At 49.7% G+C, this 20723-nt stretch carries 19 protein-coding genes; 14 read left to right on the top strand and 5 right to left on the bottom strand.

Annotated features, from left to right (window positions below; genetic code table 11):
- Positions 1-29 precede the first annotated feature (29 nt).
- Complete coding sequence (scpB, locus tag ACKFKH_RS30600) at positions 30-557, bottom strand: SMC-Scp complex subunit ScpB (RefSeq protein WP_446862159.1); 528 nt, start codon at positions 555-557, stop codon at positions 30-32.
- A gap of 220 nt (positions 558-777) precedes the next feature.
- Here scpB and ACKFKH_RS30595 point away from each other — a divergent pair, with 220 nt between their 5' ends.
- From ACKFKH_RS30595 to purF, 7 genes are all read left to right on the top strand, one after another.
- Positions 778-969, top strand: coding sequence for a DUF3285 domain-containing protein (locus tag ACKFKH_RS30595; RefSeq protein ID WP_446862158.1), 192 nt, complete (start codon positions 778-780; stop codon positions 967-969).
- Positions 970-988: 19 nt separating this feature from the next.
- Positions 989-1513, top strand: coding sequence for an rRNA maturation RNase YbeY (gene ybeY, locus ACKFKH_RS30590; protein ID WP_446862157.1), 525 nt, complete (start codon positions 989-991; stop codon positions 1511-1513).
- A gap of 157 nt (positions 1514-1670) precedes the next feature.
- A complete protein-coding gene (locus ACKFKH_RS30585) occupies positions 1671-2132 on the top strand; it encodes a diacylglycerol kinase family protein (RefSeq protein WP_446862156.1) in 462 nt (153 codons plus the stop codon).
- 86 nt (positions 2133-2218) lie between these two features.
- Positions 2219-2818 (top strand): anthranilate synthase component II, encoded by a 600-nt coding sequence (locus ACKFKH_RS30580; protein WP_446862155.1) that lies wholly within the window; start codon positions 2219-2221, stop codon positions 2816-2818.
- Positions 2819-2838: 20 nt separating this feature from the next.
- Positions 2839-3606: an MBL fold metallo-hydrolase gene (locus tag ACKFKH_RS30575; RefSeq protein ID WP_446862154.1), complete on the top strand. Its 768-nt coding sequence runs from the start codon at positions 2839-2841 to the stop codon at positions 3604-3606.
- Between the two features lie 435 nt (positions 3607-4041).
- Positions 4042-6393, top strand: a complete 2352-nt coding sequence (purL, locus tag ACKFKH_RS30570) for a phosphoribosylformylglycinamidine synthase subunit PurL (protein WP_446862153.1) — start codon at positions 4042-4044, stop codon at positions 6391-6393.
- A 207-nt stretch (positions 6394-6600) separates the two neighbouring features.
- Positions 6601-8106, top strand: a complete 1506-nt coding sequence (purF, locus tag ACKFKH_RS30565) for an amidophosphoribosyltransferase (RefSeq protein WP_446862152.1) — start codon at positions 6601-6603, stop codon at positions 8104-8106.
- Positions 8107-8349: 243 nt separating this feature from the next.
- On the opposite strand, the gene ACKFKH_RS30560 is transcribed toward purF, so the two are convergent.
- A complete protein-coding gene (locus tag ACKFKH_RS30560) occupies positions 8350-9759 on the bottom strand; it encodes a proton extrusion protein PcxA (protein ID WP_446862151.1) in 1410 nt (469 codons plus the stop codon).
- Positions 9760-10086: 327 nt separating this feature from the next.
- On the opposite strand from ACKFKH_RS30560, the gene ACKFKH_RS30555 reads away from it, so the two are divergent.
- Complete coding sequence (locus ACKFKH_RS30555) at positions 10087-12222, top strand: recombinase family protein (protein ID WP_446862150.1); 2136 nt, start codon at positions 10087-10089, stop codon at positions 12220-12222.
- Here ACKFKH_RS30555 and ACKFKH_RS30550 read toward each other — a convergent pair.
- Positions 12197-13492, bottom strand: a complete 1296-nt coding sequence (locus ACKFKH_RS30550) for an HD domain-containing protein (RefSeq protein ID WP_446862149.1) — start codon at positions 13490-13492, stop codon at positions 12197-12199. The genes ACKFKH_RS30555 and ACKFKH_RS30550 overlap by 26 nt on opposite strands.
- A 28-nt stretch (positions 13493-13520) precedes the next feature.
- Positions 13521-14762 carry a carboxyl-terminal processing protease CtpA gene (gene ctpA, locus ACKFKH_RS30545; RefSeq protein ID WP_446862148.1) on the bottom strand — a complete coding sequence of 414 codons (1242 nt, stop codon included), beginning with the start codon at positions 14760-14762 and terminating at the stop codon, positions 13521-13523.
- A 364-nt stretch (positions 14763-15126) separates the two neighbouring features.
- On the opposite strand from ctpA, the gene petB reads away from it, so the two are divergent.
- The 4 genes from petB (at position 15127) to ACKFKH_RS30525 (ending at position 17480) form a co-directional block, all read left to right on the top strand.
- On the top strand, positions 15127-15774 hold the full coding sequence (gene petB / locus ACKFKH_RS30540; protein ID WP_446862147.1) for a cytochrome b6: 648 nt from the start codon (positions 15127-15129) through the stop codon (positions 15772-15774).
- Between the two features lie 104 nt (positions 15775-15878).
- A complete protein-coding gene (gene petD, locus ACKFKH_RS30535; RefSeq protein ID WP_446862146.1) occupies positions 15879-16361 on the top strand; it encodes a cytochrome b6-f complex subunit IV in 483 nt (160 codons plus the stop codon).
- A gap of 235 nt (positions 16362-16596) precedes the next feature.
- Positions 16597-17016: a thiol-disulfide oxidoreductase DCC family protein gene (locus ACKFKH_RS30530; RefSeq protein ID WP_446862145.1), complete on the top strand. Its 420-nt coding sequence runs from the start codon at positions 16597-16599 to the stop codon at positions 17014-17016.
- Positions 17013-17480, top strand: coding sequence for an MEKHLA domain-containing protein (locus ACKFKH_RS30525; protein WP_446862144.1), 468 nt, complete (start codon positions 17013-17015; stop codon positions 17478-17480). Before ACKFKH_RS30530 ends, ACKFKH_RS30525 begins: the two co-directional genes overlap by 4 nt.
- Positions 17481-17492: 12 nt before the next feature.
- Here the strand turns inward: ACKFKH_RS30525 and ACKFKH_RS30520 are convergent, their stop codons facing one another.
- The gene (locus tag ACKFKH_RS30520) at positions 17493-18281 is read right to left on the bottom strand and encodes an MORN repeat-containing protein (RefSeq protein ID WP_446862143.1); all 789 of its coding nucleotides are present in this window, start codon (positions 18279-18281) and stop codon (positions 17493-17495) included.
- Positions 18282-18489: 208 nt separating this feature from the next.
- Here ACKFKH_RS30520 and ACKFKH_RS30515 point away from each other — a divergent pair, with 208 nt between their 5' ends.
- Entirely contained in the window at positions 18490-19935 is a 1446-nt protein-coding gene (locus ACKFKH_RS30515; RefSeq protein ID WP_446862142.1) for a DUF3370 domain-containing protein, read from the top strand.
- Positions 19936-19943: 8 nt separating this feature from the next.
- Positions 19944-20615: a lysophospholipid acyltransferase family protein gene (locus tag ACKFKH_RS30510; RefSeq protein WP_446862141.1), complete on the top strand. Its 672-nt coding sequence runs from the start codon at positions 19944-19946 to the stop codon at positions 20613-20615.
- Positions 20616-20723 lie beyond the last annotated feature (108 nt).

Below are 20723 nucleotides of genomic sequence, written 5' to 3'. Positions count from 1 at the left end.
TTCATCCTTCATCCCTCATCCCTCATCCTTCATCCTTTATCCCTCATCCCTTCTTCTGCCTTCGCTTCCTGCTCCTCTATTTTTTTCAACTCTTGAGGTAATTGATTGAGTTGGAAGTATTGATGAAACTTGTCTGTCACCTGCACCCAGGACGATCGCCCATCTGACTGTTTTCGCTTTCGCACAAATCCCTGCTGAACTAGCTCCTGAACATGCTGATAGGCGCCTGATCCCCGAAGCTCGACCAGTTCGGTTTGCGAGATCGGGCCCCTAAGCGCGATCGCTGCCAACGTTCTTAGCGCCCCCACCCCTAAATCTGCTGGGATCAAGATATGTACCAAGTTTTGGAAGGATTCTCTTAGCTGTAAGCTGTATCCCTTGGGCGTTTCGATCACTTCTAAAGCGCTGTCTCGGTGAGCATAGTCTGACATCAACTCCAGCAGTCCTTCTTCGGCGGAGCGGCGATCGCACCCGGCAAATTCAGACAACTCAGCGATCGACACAGGCTGGGCTTTGAGGTAGAGAATGGCTTCGATCGTGCTGGCAAGACGAGACATGGGGAAAGGGATAAGGGATGAAATTCGGAGACAATTTTAGCTTGCAGAGGTCGAGAGAACCGCAGATGGAGAAAGAATTTCGGCGGCTCCTGAACCCTCAAATTTTGGAATTGTCTTACCAGTGGAGCGTCTATGAATTGTTCTATGAATTGTTACATTAGAACTGACAGAGTATTGTTGAGTAGCAAGCTTTGAGCGATCCCTTTGAGAGGTAGATTTGATGAACGATTCTCCGATTTCTGAGACGATCGAGTCCCCGACTCCTTCCCCAAAAGATGCCAAACAGCCCAGCTATGTCAAGTTAGCAATGCGAAATATGGTACGCAAGCGGGGCACTTCAATTTATCACTTTGCTCTGACCACTATTGGACTCCTCAGCGTCTTAGTGGGTCTAGCCTACCTCACTCGATAATTCAGGAATCTCCCTTGTCATGCTGGTAGAACTCAATGTGCAGGATTGTTTTGATGGCGAAGCTTTAGCCCCAGGCGAACCGCCCGTCTCCTTAGAAACTTGGGAAATTTGGTTTGGTCGTTGGCTCAAATTGCTTGACCCCAAATGTGAGGATGGCTTACCGCTTCAAGCTGATGAGCATTATGAGTTGAGTTTGCGCCTAACGGACGATCGGGAGATTCAGACTCTAAATCACCAATATCGACAGAAAAATCAGCCGACAGACGTGTTAGCCTTTGCTGCGTTAGAGGTAGACTATCCACAGTTTCTTGACGAACTTGAGGATTCACCACTCTATTTGGGCGACCTTGTGATCTCGATCGAGACGGCCGCTCAACAAGCCACCCAACAAAAACACTCCCTTCAAGTCGAACTTGCTTGGTTGGCTGCCCACGGTTTGCTCCATCTCCTGGGGTGGGATCATCCCGATGATGAGAGTTTGAGCCGAATGTTAGAACAGCAGCGTGTCTTACTTCAAGCCGTTGGTTTAGTCACTCAGGTCTAGTCACTCAGATAGCGTGACAGTTTACGCTGACTTGCGGATAGTGTGATTTCTGTCTTTAAGTCTAATGTCTTCTTTATGAATAACTTGGCTAGAAAGCCTTTTGGCATTTATTATCGCAAATGCTTCTGTTTACCTCTCCCGATCGGTAGCCTGCCTTATGTCTTCAGACCTTCCCAACCCGTCTTCTAAGCGTCCAACTAATGTGGTTCCTCTCAAGCCCAATCGCGACTTGGCGTGGCAGGTGGCTCCTAGTTTGTGGACAAGCTTTAAATATGCCTGGATGGGTGTTAGCTATGCGTTCCAGACTCAGCGCAATTTTCGGATTCATGTAATTGTGGGCGGTGTTGCGATCGGGCTAGGTGTCTTTTTGCATCTGAGCGTGGTGGAACTGGCGGTGATCGGGCTGACGATCGGGGCCGTTTTGGCAATGGAGTTGTTGAATACGGCGATCGAGTCGGTGGTGGATTTGACGGTCAAGCAGTCCTATCATGATCTGGCCAAGATTGCGAAGGACTGTGCGGCGGCGGCGGTGTTGGTGTCTTCGATCGCGGCGCTTTTGGTAGCGGGTTTCTTGCTGCTGCCCAGATTATTCGCGCTGGTGCAATTGGCTTTACAGTGAGAGTGTCAAAGGTTTGAAGATGAGATGTTGCAGGTAACTCAACGGACTGTCCTCACACCTCACACCTTACCCCTCACTGTCTTCAGATGATTCTTGTTATTGATAATTACGACAGCTTTACTTATAACCTGGTGCAATATCTGGGTGAGTTGGGGGCTGAGTTTCCGGTTGCGGCGGAGATTCAGGTTTATCGCAATGATCAGATCACCTTGGAGCAGGTCAAGCAGTTGCGGCCAGCGGCGATCGTCATTTCTCCTGGGCCGGGCCGTCCTGAGGATGCTGGAATTTCGGTTGAGTTAATTCGTCAATTGGGGGCGACGACTCCGATTTTGGGCGTGTGTCTGGGGCATCAGAGCATTGGTCAGGTGTTTGGGGGGCAGATTGTTTCGGCTCCGATTTTGATGCATGGCAAGACTTCTCCGGTGCAGCATACTAACTCAGGCGTTTTTGCTGGACTCGACAATCCAATGACCGCAACTCGGTATCATAGTCTGGTTATCGATCGCCAAACCTGTCCTGAAGTGCTGGAAATCACCGCCTGGGTAGAAGATCAGACAATTATGGGGGTGCGTCATCGTCAGTATCCTCACATTCAGGGGGTGCAGTTTCATCCAGAAAGTGTGCTCACGGACGCTGGTAAGCAACTGCTGAGGAACTTTTTGCACGAAATTGGCGATCGAATCTAGCAGTGTGTTGTGGGAGAAGTATGAAACGAAGACAGTTGATTCGCTATGCAGGTGCGGGCTTGCTGGGGGCGATCGGGACGGGTGTGGCATCCAGGTTTGAGTCGGTGCAGGCGCAGACAAATTCGCTTTCGGTACAGTTTTTGGGACATACGAGCTTTTTGCTGACGGGGAGTGGCAAGCGGATTTTGGTAAACCCGTTTCGCAGTCAGGGCTGTACGGCTGGGTATCGCGCTCCCAAGGTTGGTGCTGATCTGGTGATGATTAGTAGTCAGCTTTTGGATGAGGGTGCGGTTGATGTGGTGCCTGGTAATCCTCGGTTGCTGTATGAAGCGGGTGCGTACGATGTCGGTGGGTTGAAGATTCAAGGAATTGGGACGGATCACGATCGCGTCGGTGGCAGACGGTTTGGGCGTAATATTGCCTGGCGATGGAATCAGGGCGGCATCTCGGTTTTGCATCTGGGCGGGATTGCGGCTCCGATTAGTCTCGAACAAAAGATTCTTATGGGAACGCCGGATGTGGTGATGATCCCCGTCGGGGGTGGGCCCAAGGCTTATACGGCTGAGGAAGCGGTGCAAGCACTGAAGGTTTTGAATCCTAAAATAGTGATTCCGACACATTATCGGACTCAAGCCGCTAAAGGACAGTGTGATATCGCGCCTCTAGATGGCTTTTTGACGGCGATGAGTGGGACTCCGGTGCGCCGAGGTGGAGATACGATCGCCCTTCGACGTGCTGACTTGCCCAAAGAAGGAATGGTGATTCAGGTCATGAGTTATCGGTTTTAAACAGCTTTTGGATTGAGTTAGCAACTAATTTGTTGCAGCAGTCGTGCTTCTTGAATCGAGCGGTCACCTTGGAGATTCGTTACTGAATGTTTGGGGTGCGCTGTCGATTGTCTGAGCTGCATCGTTGAATGTTTGAGCTGCATCGTTGAATGCTTGAGGTTCATCTTTGAACGATCGAACTGCATCGTTGAATGCTTGAGGTAGGTTGTCGATTGTTTGAGCTGCATCGCTGAATGATTGAGGTGCGTCGCTGAATGTTTAAGGTGCGTCGCTGAATGTTTGGGGTGCGCTGTTGATTGTTTAAGGTGCGTTGCTGAATGTCTGGGGTGCGCTTTTGATGATCAAAGATTCAAAGTCCAAAGTCTGAAGTCCAAAGTCCAAACTCAGCCAAGAATACCGATAGAATAAAGCCTGTTCTCGATCGCCAAATCCTTTATGTCAGTTAATACGCCCGCCCCCTTTTCTGCTCAAGAGATTGCTGCTGAAGGACTCAAGCCCGAAGAGTATGCAGAGATCGTGAGGCGACTCGATCGCCATCCCAATAAGGCAGAGTTGGGGATGTTTGGGGTGATGTGGTCAGAGCACTGCTGTTATAAAAACTCGCGTCCTTTACTAAAACAGTTTCCGACCGAAGGCGAGAAGATCCTCGTTGGCCCTGGTGAGAATGCGGGTGTGGTGGATCTGGGCGACGGGCTGCAACTGGCTTTTAAGATCGAATCTCACAATCACCCCTCCGCAGTCGAACCGTTTCAAGGCGCAGCGACGGGTGTGGGTGGCATTTTGCGAGACATCTTTACAATGGGGGCGCGTCCGATCGCCCTTCTCAATTCTCTCCGCTTTGGCTCACTGGACGACGCGAAAACTCGGCGCATTTTTACAGGCGTGATTGCCGGAATCAGCCACTACGGAAACTGTGTCGGCGTGCCAACCGTGGGAGGAGAAGTCTATTTTGATCCTGCTTACTCTGGCAATCCGTTGGTCAACGTCATGGCTCTGGGCTTGATGGAGACTGCTGAAATCGTTAAGTCGGGTGCAAAGGGCATCGGCAACCCAGTTCTCTATGTCGGCTCGACAACGGGACGCGACGGGATGGGAGGAGCCAGTTTCGCCAGCGCAGAGTTGAGTGACGAATCAATGGACGATCGCCCCGCCGTGCAAGTGGGTGACCCCTTTCTTGAAAAGTCGCTGATCGAAGCCTGTTTAGAAGCCTTCAAAACGGGTGCAGTGGTGGCGGCTCAAGATATGGGCGCGGCGGGGCTGACCTGTTCGACCTCGGAAATGGCAGCCAAAGGCGGCGTGGGCATCGAATTGGATCTCGACTTGATTCCGGTGCGCGAAACGGGGATGGTTCCTTATGAGTATCTGCTATCTGAATCTCAAGAACGAATGCTGTTTGTGGCTCACAAGGGACGCGAACAGGAACTCATCGATATCTTTGAGCGTTGGGGACTTCACGCCGTGGTTGCCGGAAGCGTGATTGAGGAACCGATCGTTCGCATTTTGTTTCAAGGCTCGATCGCTGCTGAGATTCTCGCTACCGCGCTGTCTGACAACACCCCCATTTATCATCGAGACTTATTACCCGACGCTCCCGACTATGCTCAAAAAGCCTGGGCGTGGTCAGTCGATCGACTTCCTGAATGCAGCGAAAAAGGCATCGCAACGCCTACCGAATTTCTAACCTGGACTCAAGTGCTGCTGAAATTATTGGATGCTCCGACGATCGCCTCAAAGCGTTGGATTTATCGCCAATACGATCATCAAGTTCAAAACAACACCGTTTTGTTACCGGGTGGAGCCGATGCCGCCGTCATTCGAGTTCGCCCCCTTGCCAACCAACACACTTCCTCCCTCTTTCCTCCTCCCTCCTCCCTCACCAAAGGCGTTGCCGCAACCGTTGACTGCAATCCCCGCTACGTCTACCTTCATCCCTACGAAGGTGCAAAAGCGGCCGTCGCTGAAGCGGCTCGAAATCTGAGCTGTGTGGGTGCCGACCCATTGGCTGTGACGGACAATCTCAACTTTGGCAGTCCTGAGAAACCGATCGGCTATTGGCAACTTGCAGAAGCCTGTCGAGGACTCGCAGAAGCCTGTCGAGAATTCTCTACCCCCGTTACAGGCGGAAACGTTTCTCTTTATAACGAAACCTTAGACTCAGACGGCAAACCTGCTCCGATTTATCCGACTCCTGTTGTGGGGATGGTCGGATCGATCCCAGACCTCAAGCGAATTGTGGGACAAGGCTGGCAAACCGAAGGGGATCTGATTTACTTGTTGGGAGTCGGCACCGATACCTCGTCAGAAGCCGTGACATTTGGCGGATCTGAATATCTGGCAACGATTCATACGACGATCGCGGGCATTCCTCCTGTCACTAACTTTGAGCTAGAGCGACAAGTCCAATCTGTCTGTCGTCAGGGAATTCGTCAAGGCTGGGTACGATCAGCGCATGATTGTTCTGAAGGCGGGTTAGCGGTGGCCTTAGCCGAATCTTGCATCAGTAGTCAGCATGGTGCAGAGGTGTTGCTACCAGAATTCACCTCGCGCCTTGACCATCTTCTCTTTGCAGAAGGCGGCGCACGCATCATTGTGTCGGTATCACCTACTCATCAATCAGATTGGGAAGCCTCACTACAAGGAACCCCCTGGCAAAAAATGGGTCAAGTTGGCCAACCAGATGGGTCATTACGAATCCATTTAGCAAACCAGTTCATCTTATTGGACGCTACGATCGTAGCAATGACTACTCGCTGGTCAACTGCGATCGAGCGCCGCTTACAGTCCTAACTTCACGCAACTGGAGGATTCTCACTCAAGACAGTCTGCGCTTAAATCAGAACGTAGCGCTGTTGAGAATTTGATTTCTGATGGTTGCCATTGTTTATCCCAGATGTATGAGATTATTAAGTCAACATTAAGCTATTTGAAGCTTTCCCCCTTCACCTGACCGTTGGTTAACTCGATCGTCCCTCCCTTTACGCGCTGAGAAAAAATATGCTGCCCGATGATGCTTTTTCTGATAGCTACGCCTCCAAGCAGTTTGAAGATAAGACGATCGACCATTGCCCTGATAAACCAGAAGAAGCCTGCGGCGTATTTGGGGTCTACGCTCCGGGTGAAAATGTAGCAAAACTCGCTTACTTTGGGCTGTTTGCTTTGCAGCATCGCGGACAAGAATCAGCAGGCATCGCCACCTTTGAGGGAGAGAAAGTCCACTTGCATAAAGAGATGGGCTTAGTGTCGCAGGTCTTTAACGAGACAGTTTTGAATACGCTGCCGGGAGATCTGGCGATCGGTCACACCCGTTATTCCACCACTGGCTCTAGTCGCGTCGTCAACGCTCAACCTGCCGTTGTTCAGACTCGTTTGGGTAAGTTAGCGCTCGCCCACAATGGAAATTTGGTCAATACTGCCAAGCTGAGAGCAGAATTAATCGAGCAAAATCACGACTTTTTGACCACGACGGATTCAGAAATGATCGCGCTGGCGATCGCCGGAGAAGTCAACGAAGGCAAAGACTGGCTCGAAGCCGCAATTAGTGCCTTCAATCGCTGTCAAGGGGCGTTTAGTCTGACGATCGGCACTCCGATTGGTATGATCGGCACTCGCGACCCCAATGGAATTCGTCCGCTTGTGATTGGTACGCTACCCAGAGAAACGCCTGATACACCCGTTCGATATGTTCTCGCGTCAGAAACCTGCGGACTGGATATCATCGGAGCCGACTACCTGCGCGATGTCGAACCTGGAGAATTGGTCTGGATTACCGATGCCGGGTTAGCCTCCTTTCATTGGGCCCCGCAGCCAGAACGCAAGCTCTGCATTTTTGAGATGATCTACTTCGCCCGTCCCGATAGTGTGATGCACAACGAAAGCCTCTACAGCTACCGGATGCGGATCGGTCATCGCCTTGCAGCAGAATCTTCCGTCGATGCCGACATCGTGATCGCCGTTCCTGATTCTGGAATCCCCGCTGCGATCGGCTACTCTCAAGCTTCTGGGATTCCCTACGCCGAAGGACTGATCAAAAACCGCTATGTAGGTCGCACCTTCATTCAGCCAACCCAAATCATGCGCGAGTCTGGCATCCGCATGAAGCTCAATCCCTTAAAGGATGTGCTTGCAGGCAAACGGGTGGTGATTGTCGATGATTCGATCGTCCGAGGCACTACCAGCCGCAAGATTGTTAAAGCGCTCAGAGATGCAGGCGCGATCGAAGTTCACATGAGAATTTCGTCTCCTCCCGTTACCCATCCTTGCTTTTATGGCATTGACACCGACAGTCAAGATCATTTGATTGCAGCGACGCGATCGGTTGAGGAAATCGCCAAACATATTGAGGTCGATTCTCTGCAATACCTCAGTTGGGAAGGTATGTTGGAAGCGACCCGTGAAGATACTAATCACTTCTGTTCAGCTTGTTTTACAGGTCAGTATCCCGTGACGATTCCCGACCAGGTAAAGCGATCAAAACTGCTTTTAGAAAAAGCAACCCCTTAACCGATTTTCAGCTATCTCCTTTCCTTTTGTGCAATCAACCGTTCACCATCTTGAACGCTTGGTTTCACTCATTTTTAATGTGAATTCGATCGAATCCTTCACGTTGGTTGCAAATTCGAGAACGTCCCTAAATTCCTTATAAATAGAGAACTTTGAGTCGCAAATCATGACCTTAAAGCCTTCCAAAATTAAGGAGTTGTGGGGCAAAAGCATAGAAGTGAAAAAAACTTCGTCAAATTTAGCTCACTCGTTCATCGTCTTGTAAGTTGCCACAGCAGACGGCGAGATTCTGTTGAGGTATCGGAAAATCCAGTATTTGAAAATTGTGTCTAGAATGACTGGAAATGTAGCGATAAAGAGGAATATAAAATCGCGACTGGCGGGCAGTCCGAGATGTCTTGCCGTTCCTTCTAACAACACTTCCCAGCCGTGGGGCGAGTGAAATCCGACAAAAACATCAGTGAGTAGAATAATAATAAAAGCTTTGGCACTGTCACTCAAACCGTAGACAATTTCATCAAGAAACGACTTGAGAACTTCGATTTGTCGCTTACCTCTGATGAGAACGATCGCAAAAGCAACCATCGCCAAAATATCAGCAACCCAGTTTTTGACTGCATCGGCGCTTTGAGATGTAAAGCTTTTGGCAATTTCTCCTGCTTTGTCTTTGACTCGAATTTCGATCTGCTCACCCACAAGAGGAGCTTGACCGATCGCTTCACTAACCAGATTCTCAAACCTCAATCTTTCCTCAAATCTTTGAAGTTCACTGACCGCCTCTTCTGCCATTTCAGCATTAATAAAAATATCTCCTTGCTTCTCGACTTTGAATCGCTCGGTAATGGAATTTCCAAACGCAAAGCGATTGGATAACAGAATATTTCTCGCTCCTTGCTGAACCAAGAGTGGCACCAAGATCAAAATCAAAATAAATCTTAAAGTCAGAATCGTTTTGACTTTAGAAGACCGAAAATTTTGAACCATTTCTGCTTCAGATTTGGGGTCAAGATCTCGTCTAAGACGATTCAAAGTTCCCAAGATTGAGCGCGGCAGCAATCCTGTCTTATCAGAAACCGTTTCAAAATCAGCGATCGCATCGGGGCGCGGTGAGTAGCTAGAAGCATCAACAGCATCAAGATTGACGCTAACAGGGCCGTTTGCGGGTTGCACCGAGCCGTTTTGTACCGGAACCAGCGAGGTCGAAGTCAAGGTTGCATAGAGGTCTTCGGGCTGGTATTTTGCCAAAATCTCATCAATAAACTTCAACTTTTCGAGCATCATCGCGGGCTTGTCTCTGGCAGTTGGGATGAGCCGACCTGAGCCATATTCTGAATCGACTGTCCTCAATTGACGAACGGAAGCGTTTGGATTGGTCACATTGAGAGCCGTTCGACTTTGCTTAAACTCGGTCAATCTAAGACGGACAATCTTAAGATATTTTCTTAAATCAGACTCAAAATAAGCAAACACGTTGGCAGTCATCGCGCCTACACCTGGCTCAATCTTTTTGCCCTCAAAATGCTCGTCCTCCACAGCTTTGATTTTTAGGGCAGCGTCATAAGCTTGATCGAGGGCACGATCGGGCGTTTCGAGATACCACCGTTCGGCACGATTTATATATCCCTTTAGTCTCGAAAAAATGGAGGTTCTCATAGCTCAAGCTGTTGATTCGGGGCTGTAGTGAGGATTCAACAAGATTGCTGATTTAAGACAAATAACAAAAGCTTACTACTAATTTTTTTGAAGTAGACTTGAATCCGCTGCGACGAGATTAGCCATTTCGGTGAATGCTCTTGCTGTAGGGAGTTTAGATCATTCATCCGATCTTCAAATTAGTCTTTGCGGCAACTCCTCATCTTAAGGCAGCTTCTTATCAAGATCTAGGATAGAAATGGCTTGATTCTCTCTGAATAAACACGGAGGGTAGACCGCCAAAACTAGAGTGCTAAGTATCCTAACAAATTCATCTGAGGCTGGTTTGTGCTTTCAAATTCTATTTGGGTGACGGGGGCGACGCGCAGTGGCAAGACAACTCGCCTGGTCAATCAGTTTTGCGAATGGGTGCTGCCTGCCCTCAAAGGAACCTCACAAACTGCGGTGAATGTGCTGGTGCTGTCTGCGATCGGGGATACTCGCCTGGATCTGGTCGATCGTCTGACGGCTGCGACTCAGGGCAACTGTCCGTTTAGAGCAACCACGCCGCTAGGATTTTTTGAAGATGAGGTAATGCTGTTTTGGTCGCTGCTGATTCAAACTTTGGGGCTAAAGGCGCAGTTTCCGGTTCGGTTGCGCCCTGAAAATGAGCAAGAATTGGCGACGCGACTTTGGAGAGCAGAACTGGATGAAGGGGTCGCTCAGTCTGGCCTTCGAGAAGCTCGACTCGTGCGGAGAGTTTTGGATTTGATGCAGTTAGCCTCACTGAGTGGCATTACAGTTGAAGAGATTCCCACGCTTTTAGAGCAAGGTCTGCCTCGACTGAATGAACAGATGAGCGAACTGCCGCTGTCGCCTCAAACTGTGGGTGATATGCTGCAACGCTGGCGAACCTGGTGTCTGCGACGAGGATTGTTAACTTACAGCATGATTGCTGAGTTGTATTGGCGCTATTTGCTGACCGATCACACGTATCAAAATCATCTGGCTCAACGCTATCAGTCCGTTCTCGCGGACGATGTGGATGAATATCCCGCGATCGTGCATCCCCTGTTTGAATTTCTCTTGGCAAATGGGGCGACTGGTGCGTTCTCGTTTAATCCTGATGGGGCGGTGCGACTGGGACTGGGTGCCGACCCAAATTATCTGAAAGGGTTGAGCGATCGCTGTCAGCTAGAAGTTTTGGAAAGCCGTCCGGTCACTTGTCTGGCAGATACCCTGGGTGAACCTGTTCTAGAATTGGCGACCGATCCGATTTTCTTTGCCAGCCTGCCCGACTCGATGCAAACCGTTCAGACGACAACTCAAGCAGAACTGCTGCGGCAAACCGGAACGATGATCATCGAAGCAGTGCAGTCTGGACAAATCGAACCCCAAGAGATTGCCCTGATTGGGCCGGGGATTGATGCCATCTCTCGATATGCGCTGGCTGGCATTCTCACCCGTCGAGGCATTCCCGTCGAGTCGTTAAATGATCAGCGTCCCTTGGCAAGTAGTCCGATCATCCGATCGCTCCTCACGCTCCTGGCGCTCATTTATCCAGGGTTGGGGAGATTGGTGGACAGAGACACGATCGCTGAAATGCTCGTTGTTCTTAGCCATCGATCGCCCGCAGGCGGGGAACCAGAGGAGTCAGCCGAAGCCGCCAATTCATCAGTTACCTATGCGATTGATCCGGTTCGGGCGGGACTTTTGGCTGACCACTGTTTTGAGACTCATCCCGATCGTCCTCGTCTTTTGGCGGCGAATACTTTTCCACGCTGGGATCGATTGGGATATCAGGCAACTCACGCCTATGAGGAGATTGTTAAATGGATGGAGGGACAGCGATCGCAGCTAGAACAACGTCTGGTTTCGAGTCCGGTCGTGCTGCTTGATCGGGCGATTCAAAAATTCTTTTTGGGCGGAAGTCATTTGCCGTTTGACCAGCTTGCTGCTTTAAGAGAATTGATCGAGACGGCTCAACACTATTGGGAAGTCGATAATCGACTGCGACAGAGCGATCGCACCGATGCGCCGCCTTCAATGACGGTGAGCCGCTTTATCCAACTGCTCAGACAAGGGACGGTGACGGCAAATCCTTTTCCAGTGAGATCGACCGGGCCCGCCAGTCATGCAGTTACCTTGGCGACGGTGTTTCAGTACCGATCGAGTCGGCGATCGCATCGCTGGCAGTTTTGGCTAGATGCAGGGTCTAGCCGCTGGTTGAGTGGGGTTGATTCGCTGTTTGGCGCTCCGTTGTTTTTGCAAGATTGGTCAGGGCGAGCCTGGACGATCGACGACACGCAAACGGCTAACGAGCAGCGTCTTCGCCGAATTCTTCTCGATCTGCTGGGTCGGTCTGAAGAGCGGGTTTTTCTCTGCTACAGCGATCTGGCCATCAACGGGCAAGAACAGACAGGTATTCTGACTTCTCTAGTGAATGCGGCTATTCCTATCAGTTTGGAGCCTCTGCCTGTCTAGCCGACCTGACAGCAAGTTGGGAAACGGCAGCCAACACATCAAACTCAATCTCACGCGGGTAGATCAGCCAAACTCGTTGAAGAGGCTTTGTCAGCGTCTGGACAAGGGGCGAAAGTTCACTAATTTCTTGCAGCCCTGTTAAGGTCTGAAGCTTGATGCCTCGCTGATAAAGCGTATAGCCACGACTCACAGCTACCCGCAAACCTGAATAGAATTGAGCGTCAAAGCCTGCTTCTGTCAGTCTGTAGTGAACTTTTTGCAGCAGAACGGCGCGATCGTCTTCTCTCAAATGCGACACATCCAGCGCTTTCAATAAGTCTCGATCGAGAAATCGCCGACACAAATCCGCAAGAACCGAATCAGTTCCTCGCTGCCAACGCTGCAAATGATAAACAAACACGCCATCATCGGCTGAAAGGTACCGATCGAGCGGCATGTTATCACAATCTTCGCTCATCCAGGCGGTCACCGTCTCATCGGCAGTTAGTTGCTTTGCTTGCAATAATGCTTGAGCGCGAGAAAATGCCTGTTCTAAAACCCACGTTGCGGCAATATTCTTGTGATGGTTGTAAATCTGAGCATACATAAAATAGCGAACGATTAGGTAGTGCTCGATCGCCGCCATTCCCTTTTGCGCCACCACAAGCTGCTGAGTCACCGGATCGTAGCGGAGCGCCATGAGAATGCGATCGAGGTCAATCTTGCCGTAAGACGCGCCTGTAAAGTAGCTGTCTCGCATTAGATAGTCGAGGCGATCGCAGTCCAACTGACTCGATACCAATTGTGAAACCAGCGGCACTGGATACTTTTTTAAGTAAACCTGTTCGATCTGATCGATGAGCGCTGGGTGAAACTGATCCAAAAGGTTACGAATTGGTTCAGATTCTCTCAAAATTCGTCTTGTCCAAAGTTCGTGATCGCTACCAAACACTTCTTCTGCGGTGTGGCTAAATGGCCCGTGACCGATGTCGTGTAATAGCGCCGCACAAAGGACGATCGACCGGTGAACCTGTAGCTGCGGATAGGATTTGGCGAGACGATCGAACGCCCGACGCGCCACGGCCATCACCCCTAACGAATGCGTAAACCGCGACCCTTCTGCTCCGTGAAACGTCAAACTCGCCGGCCCCAACTGCCTCACTCGCCGCAACCTCTGAAACGCAGGCGTATCAATGAGTTTAATTAACAAAGCTTCGGTTAGATCACTGCTACTAAGGGCGATCGCACCGTGTAACGGATCGTGATAAATTCGTTCAGCGTTGGGCAACAAGGGAAAAACGCAAATTAGGGACTATCTATCAAGCAGCATCCGCAAAAAGTGAATTAGACGTGATCGCTTCGACTGCCGCTTCGTATTGACGATCGCCAGAGGCACCAAACTTATCTAATGTGATTGGCTCAAGCGGAACGACTCGATCGGGCGAAATTCCCACCTTATTAATATCCGTGTGGCTGGGAGTCTCATATTTAGCGACTGTGACTGCCAAGCCCGACCCATCTGATAAATCAAATAGTGATTGAATCAAGCCTTTGCCAAACGTTTTTTCGCCCAAAATCACTGCACGGCCGTTATCTTTTAAGGCTCCTGCCAAAATCTCACTGGCACTGGCCGTTCCCTGATTCACCAAAACGACAAGCGGGTCACGGGTTAAAGATTCTCCCATCGCCTCATAGCTGCCGATCGTGCCTTGACGGTTGACAGTGTAGACAATCGTGCCTTCATCGATCCACAGCCGCGCCACCTCAATGCCAGCTTGTAGCAATCCACCAGGGTTATTTCGTAAATCGAGAATATATGAATCGGCTCCCTGCTTTTCGAGACGAGCGATCGCGTGAGCCACTTCCACTGTGGCGTTGGCGTTAAACTGTCCCAACCTCACGTAGCCAATCTTTTTGCCGTCTGATTGAGGACGCAACTCAGCGTAAACGGGATTCAGGGCAATGCGATCGCGCACCAGTTCAATGTCTTTGGACGCTTCGCCTTCTCGTTCGATCGTCAATGTGACATGACTCCCGATCGTGCCTCGCATCCGTTCCGCCGCGTCATCTAGCGTCAGTCCTTCAGTCGTTATGCCGTCAATCATCAGAATGCTGTCCGCAGGTCGAATTCCCGACTTGGCAGCAGGCGAACCCTCAACCGGAGCAATTACCCGCAATCGCTTCGTCGCTGGATCGAGTGCAATCTGCAAGCCTACCCCCGTCAACTCGCCCGACGTACTGGTCTGCAAGCTGCGATACTGATCAGGCTTGAGCAGCCGAGTAAAGGGATCATCCAACCCCGCCAACATCTGCTGAATCGCCGTGTATGCCGCTTCTCGATTGGGCAAAGGCTGCTTCAAATACTTTTCTCGAATCGCCCACCAATTTTGATGGTTAAAGCTGGAATCAACGTAGGAGCGATCGACAATTCGCCAAACTTCGTTGACCAACCGCTGCTCTTCACTCAGAGCTTGGGCCATTGGAGCAAAGCTGCTAAAGGCGATCGCAAACAACAAACTAAATACGAGCAGTGAGCGAATCCAAGAAAATCGTTTTCCCATAGCGATCGATACTAACCGTAAATGCCCTTAAATTTCTACTCTGCCCTCAGAATTAAGCCCAGCTACCAGAAGGACAAAAGACTGAATTCCTTACAGGGTAACTGTTTTAACCAAAAGCTAGCACTTTCAGCCTGTCTCATGTCTAGCGTCGAACGTCTAAAGTCCAAACCACTTGGAAGAGCAACTAATAAAAGCGCTAAAAACGCAACTTTTCTTTACAAATAGTTAAAAAGCCTTAACCCTCGAAAAAGGTTAACCAAAACCACTCAAACTTTGGCTAATAAACGTTTTCCAGACTGTAATCAGGCTTAAGGCTGTGTTACATTTTCTATGAACAGCAATCATTTTTAGGAACGCTTGCTTTATGGCAAATGTGTACGACTGGTTCGATGAGCGCCTCGAAATTCAGGCCCTCGCGGAAGACGTAACCAGCAAGTACGTGCCGCCTCATGTCAATATCTTCTACTGCTTGGGTGGAATCACGTTAACTTGCTTTTTGATCCAGTTTGCAACTGGGTTCGCGATGACCTTCTATTACAAACCAACTGTTACCGAAGCGTTTGAGTCGGTGCAGTACATCATGAACGATGTCAACTTTGGCTGGTTGATTCGCTCTGTTCACCGTTGGTCTGCCAGCATGATGGTGCTGATGATGATTTTGCACACCTTCCGGGTTTACCTGACAGGTGGTTTCAAAAAGCCCCGCGAATTGACCTGGGTGACGGGTGTCATTCTGGCTGTGATTACCGTTTCCTTTGGGGTAACGGGCTACTCGCTGCCTTGGGATCAAGTGGGCTACTGGGCAGTCAAAATTGTGTCTGGCGTACCTGAAGCAATCCCCGTAGTGGGCACGCTGATTGCTGACTTGCTGCGTGGGGGTGCAAGTGTGGGTCAATCCACGCTGACTCGCTACTACAGCGCTCACACCTTCGTTCTTCCCTGGCTGATTGCTGTGTTTATGCTGGCGCATTTCTTAATGATCCGCAAACAAGGCATTTCTGGCCCTCTGTAAGGACTTTAGATTTTAGATTAGAGGAGTAGAGCTAGTCTAAGATCTAAGGCTGCCTGCCTTCCCCTTCCTGCGATTTCCATCTATAAGGAGAGCCTTTTTCGACTATGGCAACTGTTAAAAAGCCGGATCTAACTGATCCTCAATTGCGTGCCAAGTTGGCGAAAGGAATGGGTCACAACTATTACGGTGAACCCGCCTGGCCCAACGATTTGCTGTACATCTTCCCGGTGGTGATTTTGGGTTCGATCGCCCTCTGTGTCGGTTTGGCAGTCCTTGACCCCGCTCAAATTGGCGAACCTGCTAACCCCTTTGCTACGCCGCTCGAAATTTTGCCTGAGTGGTATTTGTACCCTGTGTTCAACATTCTGCGGATCGCGCCAAACAAACTGCTGGGTGTTGTGCTGATGGGATCTGTGCCTCTGGGACTGCTGATTGTTCCGTTTATCGAAAATGTGAACAAATTTCAGAACCCTTTCCGTCGCCCTGTTGCGATGGCAGTTTTCCTGTTTGGAACGGCTGTGACGCTCTGGTTAGGAATTGGGGCAACCTTCCCTGTTAGCAAGGCGCTCACCTTGGGCTTATTCTAGGTAATTCTTTGACTTTGGAATTTGGCATCTGTAGTTCTCCAATTTAGTTTGGAGGCTGTCAGGTGCCACTTTTTTATGAGTTTTCAGCGATGAAGCGATCGACGTGTTATTGCTCTCTCAAAAAGTGACCTCATTAAAACCAATTGGATAAGCGAGGGCTGTGTCAGCTAGACCCACTGCTAAATGCTCAACACTACAATGAACACAGCGCACAACAACACCATAGAATTCATCAATGACCTACACTGTGATTTACGACGGGCAGTGCAATCTTTGCTCTAACCTTGTGCAACTTCTAGAAACGCTGGATAGAGGCGATCGCTTTCAGTACATTCCCATGCAGGATCAAACAGGGCTGGATCAATTTGGTGTGACCGCTCAAGACTGCGAACAGGGTATGATTTTGATCGATAATGAGAACCGAGATCGCCGCTGGCAAGGTAGCAATGCCGCAGAAGAAATCGGTCGCCTACTTCCTTTTGGCAGCCCGTTTGTGACAGCTTACCAAAGCTTGCCCGGAGTCAAATGGGTGGGCGATCGCGTTTACGAACAAGTTCGCGACAATCGGTACACGCTGTTTGGACGACGATCAGAAACCTATAAAACCGCCTATCCTGCTTGTGACACCGCCTGTGAACAGTACTTTTCGCAATGAATCTTCCTCCGTGGCAAAAAGCCTCTGTCATTGATCACACCCAACGCTTGATTAAAAGCTTTCAACATTGGACAGGCAAACTTTTAGTTGGTCAAGATTCTCCTGAGAGGCAAGCTCAGTCCTTGTTTGAAGCTCCCTTCGCTGTGGTTTCTCACGGGACTGAAGCCGATCCAATTTTTAATTACGCAAATGCCCAGGCACTTCATCTGTGGCAGTTGGATTGGAAGCAGTTTACCCAAATGTCGTCGCGACTGTCAGCCGAACCAGTTGTCCAGGCAGAGCGCGATCGCCTCCTAGCAGAAGCCAAACTCAAAGGCTACATCAACGATTATCGCGGGATTCGGATCACCAGTACTGGACAGCGATTTTGGATTGAGAATGTGACTTTATGGGATGTCTTCGACGAGAACAACCGCTCCTTCGGTCAAGCTGCCACCTTCTCTCACTGGAAGTTCTTACCCTAACGCCTTCTACTTTTATCGGTTGAGTCCCCGACTGGTCTGTGTTTCAAACCTGTCCTGTCGCCAACTGCCTTCGATACGAGCGTTGTTAGCAAAAATGTACACGCCTCGCCCGTGACGCTTGCTCTCTCGAAACTCCCCCTCATAGCGGTTGCCGTTAGGAAAAATACAGACACCGAGACCGTTCATCAAGCCATCTCGAAATTCGCCTTCACACTGCGTCCCATTTGCATAGATAAACACCCCTCTTCCCTGCCGATTGTTTTCTACAAAAGCCCCTTGATATCGATTACCACTAGGGAAAATACAGGCTCCTAGTCCGGTTAGAAAGTTGTTGCGAAACTCGCCTTCACATCGGGTTCCGTTGCGGTAAGTAAATATACCCTTACCGTGTCTTTGATTGTTTCGGAATTCGCCTTCATAGCGATTGCCGCTTGTAAAAATACAAGTTGCCCGACCGTTTAAAAAGTTGTTGCGAAATTCACCTTTACACTCTGTTCCATCTGTGTAGAAGAAAGTACCCTTCCCGTTTCGTTCACTATTTCGTAATTCTCCCTGGTAGCGGTTTCCACTGGGAAAGACACAGATATGTGACCCACTAAGGGTGCCATCTTTCAGCTTTCCATTACAGTAGCTGCTAGTAGGCTCAGAACTCGCGATCGCCGTCGCTCTCCCAAACGCGTGGTCAGTAGAATTAACGCCGACCGTCACCAAGAGGCTAAGTCCAATTTGACGAAGCCAAACTGATGAGTGAGACGAGATTTTAAGTGGCGAGTTGACGGGGGCTAACTTTACAGATGCCATGACGATCACGAGTTCAACAAAACTTCAAAAGTGCAATTCCTTGTTCAAGAGTACGGCATCATGATTGCGAACCTCCTAGAGGAAATTCCTGATCTTGACCGTTCGATCCAAGCAAGAGAAGAAAATTTTGTGAGCAAACTGCGCGTTAGTGCTTCAGCAAGTCAACTCTCAATTATGTAAAATCTCCTTAATCGAATACCAGCGCACCATGCTTCCGTTTTTGCCTGTTTTCCCGATCGCTCAGGTTGTCACGCTGCCCCCAAATTCCAGACCGCCTGCTGTCGCTTCTATTCTCCCTCCCCAAGAGACTTTGCCACTCCAAGAAGATCTGCAACCACAAGAAATCCTTCAGAGACAAGAGATTGTTCAGCCTCAAGAGATTCGGCCTCTGTCCGGCAAGCTTGACGAGATCCCTGTTTTCAATAGCAATAGTCCAGAAATGGTCATGACTGAAGGGATCTTACTCTCTACGTTTCCGCCTCAAGGCAAACGAGTGCCCTCTGCTCATCTAAACTTTGCTTTTCAAGGGAGATTTGACCTCTTTTCTCACCACATTTCTAAAGCCAGTAATCCTAGCGAGACGCGCAGCCTATTTCAAGGAATTCTTCTTCATAACCCTGGTCTTCAGCCTGTTACCGTTGAGATTCTGCAAGCCGCTACTTATCTGACTCGCCCAGATGCGCTATTCGTCAATTTGCCACCCTATATCGAAGATCCTCTTGGTACTGTTTATGCCGGCCCTGGTGGGCGAGTTGTCAATGACATTCTTAGGGGACGTAAGCAAGGCAATTGGACACGATCGCTAGTGATCCCTCCGAGACAAAGCCAAATGCTGATGAATTTACCGATTCCGGCCGGATCTGTCACACCCACTTCTAATGGCCGCTCCACTCTAATGCGTTTATCTAGCAGTCATTCCATTTATGTGGCATCTCTGGCTATGTTCGCACCTCGCAATCCAAATGGAACAGAGCGCATTCCGACGCTAGAAGAATGGCAAAACCTTCTCGATACGGGTGGCTTGGCCGGCCCGCGCGATCGTTCTCCCACTCCACCTTCTGAGAAAACTGATCGCATCATCTATGGCCGAGTGGCTGGAGTCGCCCAGGGGTCACAATGGCAAGCAAAACTTACGGATAGTCCAAGGAGCGATCGGCTAACGATTCCCCGCAAGGGACGTGCAATTTCTTACGGGTTGAGTACCCTGCCCCAAGGTACTTTTGGTACGGGGCAAGTCCAAAGCGCTCCAATGCTCGTTCGCTATCCTGACACTGCCTACCTTGCAAACGGCAATTACGGGATTCAGTACAATCTGACTTTGCCGCTTCACAATGATACAAAGCAAACTAAAACTGTTGCACTGGTGGTCGAAACTCCCGTCAAACAGGACAAGGGCAGAGATGGACTGCTCTTTTTCACCGCCCCTGAACCTCAAATCTTCTTTCGAGGCACGGTTCGACTTCGTTATGCAGACGATCAAGGAACTCCACAAATCCGATACATCCATCTGGTTCAACGTAGAGGACAACAAGGTGAACCACTGGTGACGCTGACCCTAAAAGGAGGCACTCAACGCTCAGTCGAAGTCGATTTTCTATATCCTCCTGACGCGACTCCGCCCCAAATTCTTACAATCAAGACGCTAAACAATTAAGGTTGATCGTGCTTGAATCCGCAAACGTTGCTCCGTGGCTCTACTGGTCGCTGTTTCCTATTCACCGTGCCTTTCTTCACTTCTATTTCAGTCAGATTACAATTCAGGGCCGTGGAAATCTTCCAGACAAAGGCCCGATGGTTTTAGCCTCCAAACACTTTAGCCGTTGGGATCCGCTTGTTCTCGCTCTGTTGAGTAGAGAACCTCTGAGATTTATGACGCGATCGGATCAAATGACTGGCGCGCAGGGTTGGCTAATCCAACGATTGGGAGGCTTCTCGGTTGACCCCACTCGTCCCAAAGTCTCTAGTATCCGTCAGACCATTCAATTACTTCGAGCGGGGGAAAAGCTAGTTGTTTTTCCTGAAGGTGGAATCGTTCGGGATGAGTCTCTACGTACTTTAAAGCCTGGAATAGCTCGCTTAATTCTCCAAACTGAAGCAACCGCAAAACCAGAAATCTCTATTCCTGTAGTGCCGATCGCAATACAATACAGCCCTACTTCATGTCCAAGGGCAGAAGTTATTGTTCATATTGCTCCACCTCTATTCATAAACCAGTACCGTCAACCTGATGAGCAACAAACTGCTCAAGCATTCACCGAAGCCCTTCAAGAAGAAATCTCGCATGGTCTAAAGCTCACAGCAGATGAGTACCCTCTCAAAAAGAGTTCCTCATAGCAAGTTCCTCATAGCACTGAGAGACATTGATGAATTTCTCAAACATCTGGGCCAAAGGACTTCCAGCCCTTTCGGAACATTTTCCAGCGAATCTCTTGACAGTAAGTT

The organism is Phormidesmis sp. 146-20, assembly GCF_052939475.1.
This window is presented reverse-complemented; position numbering and strand designations above follow the sequence as displayed.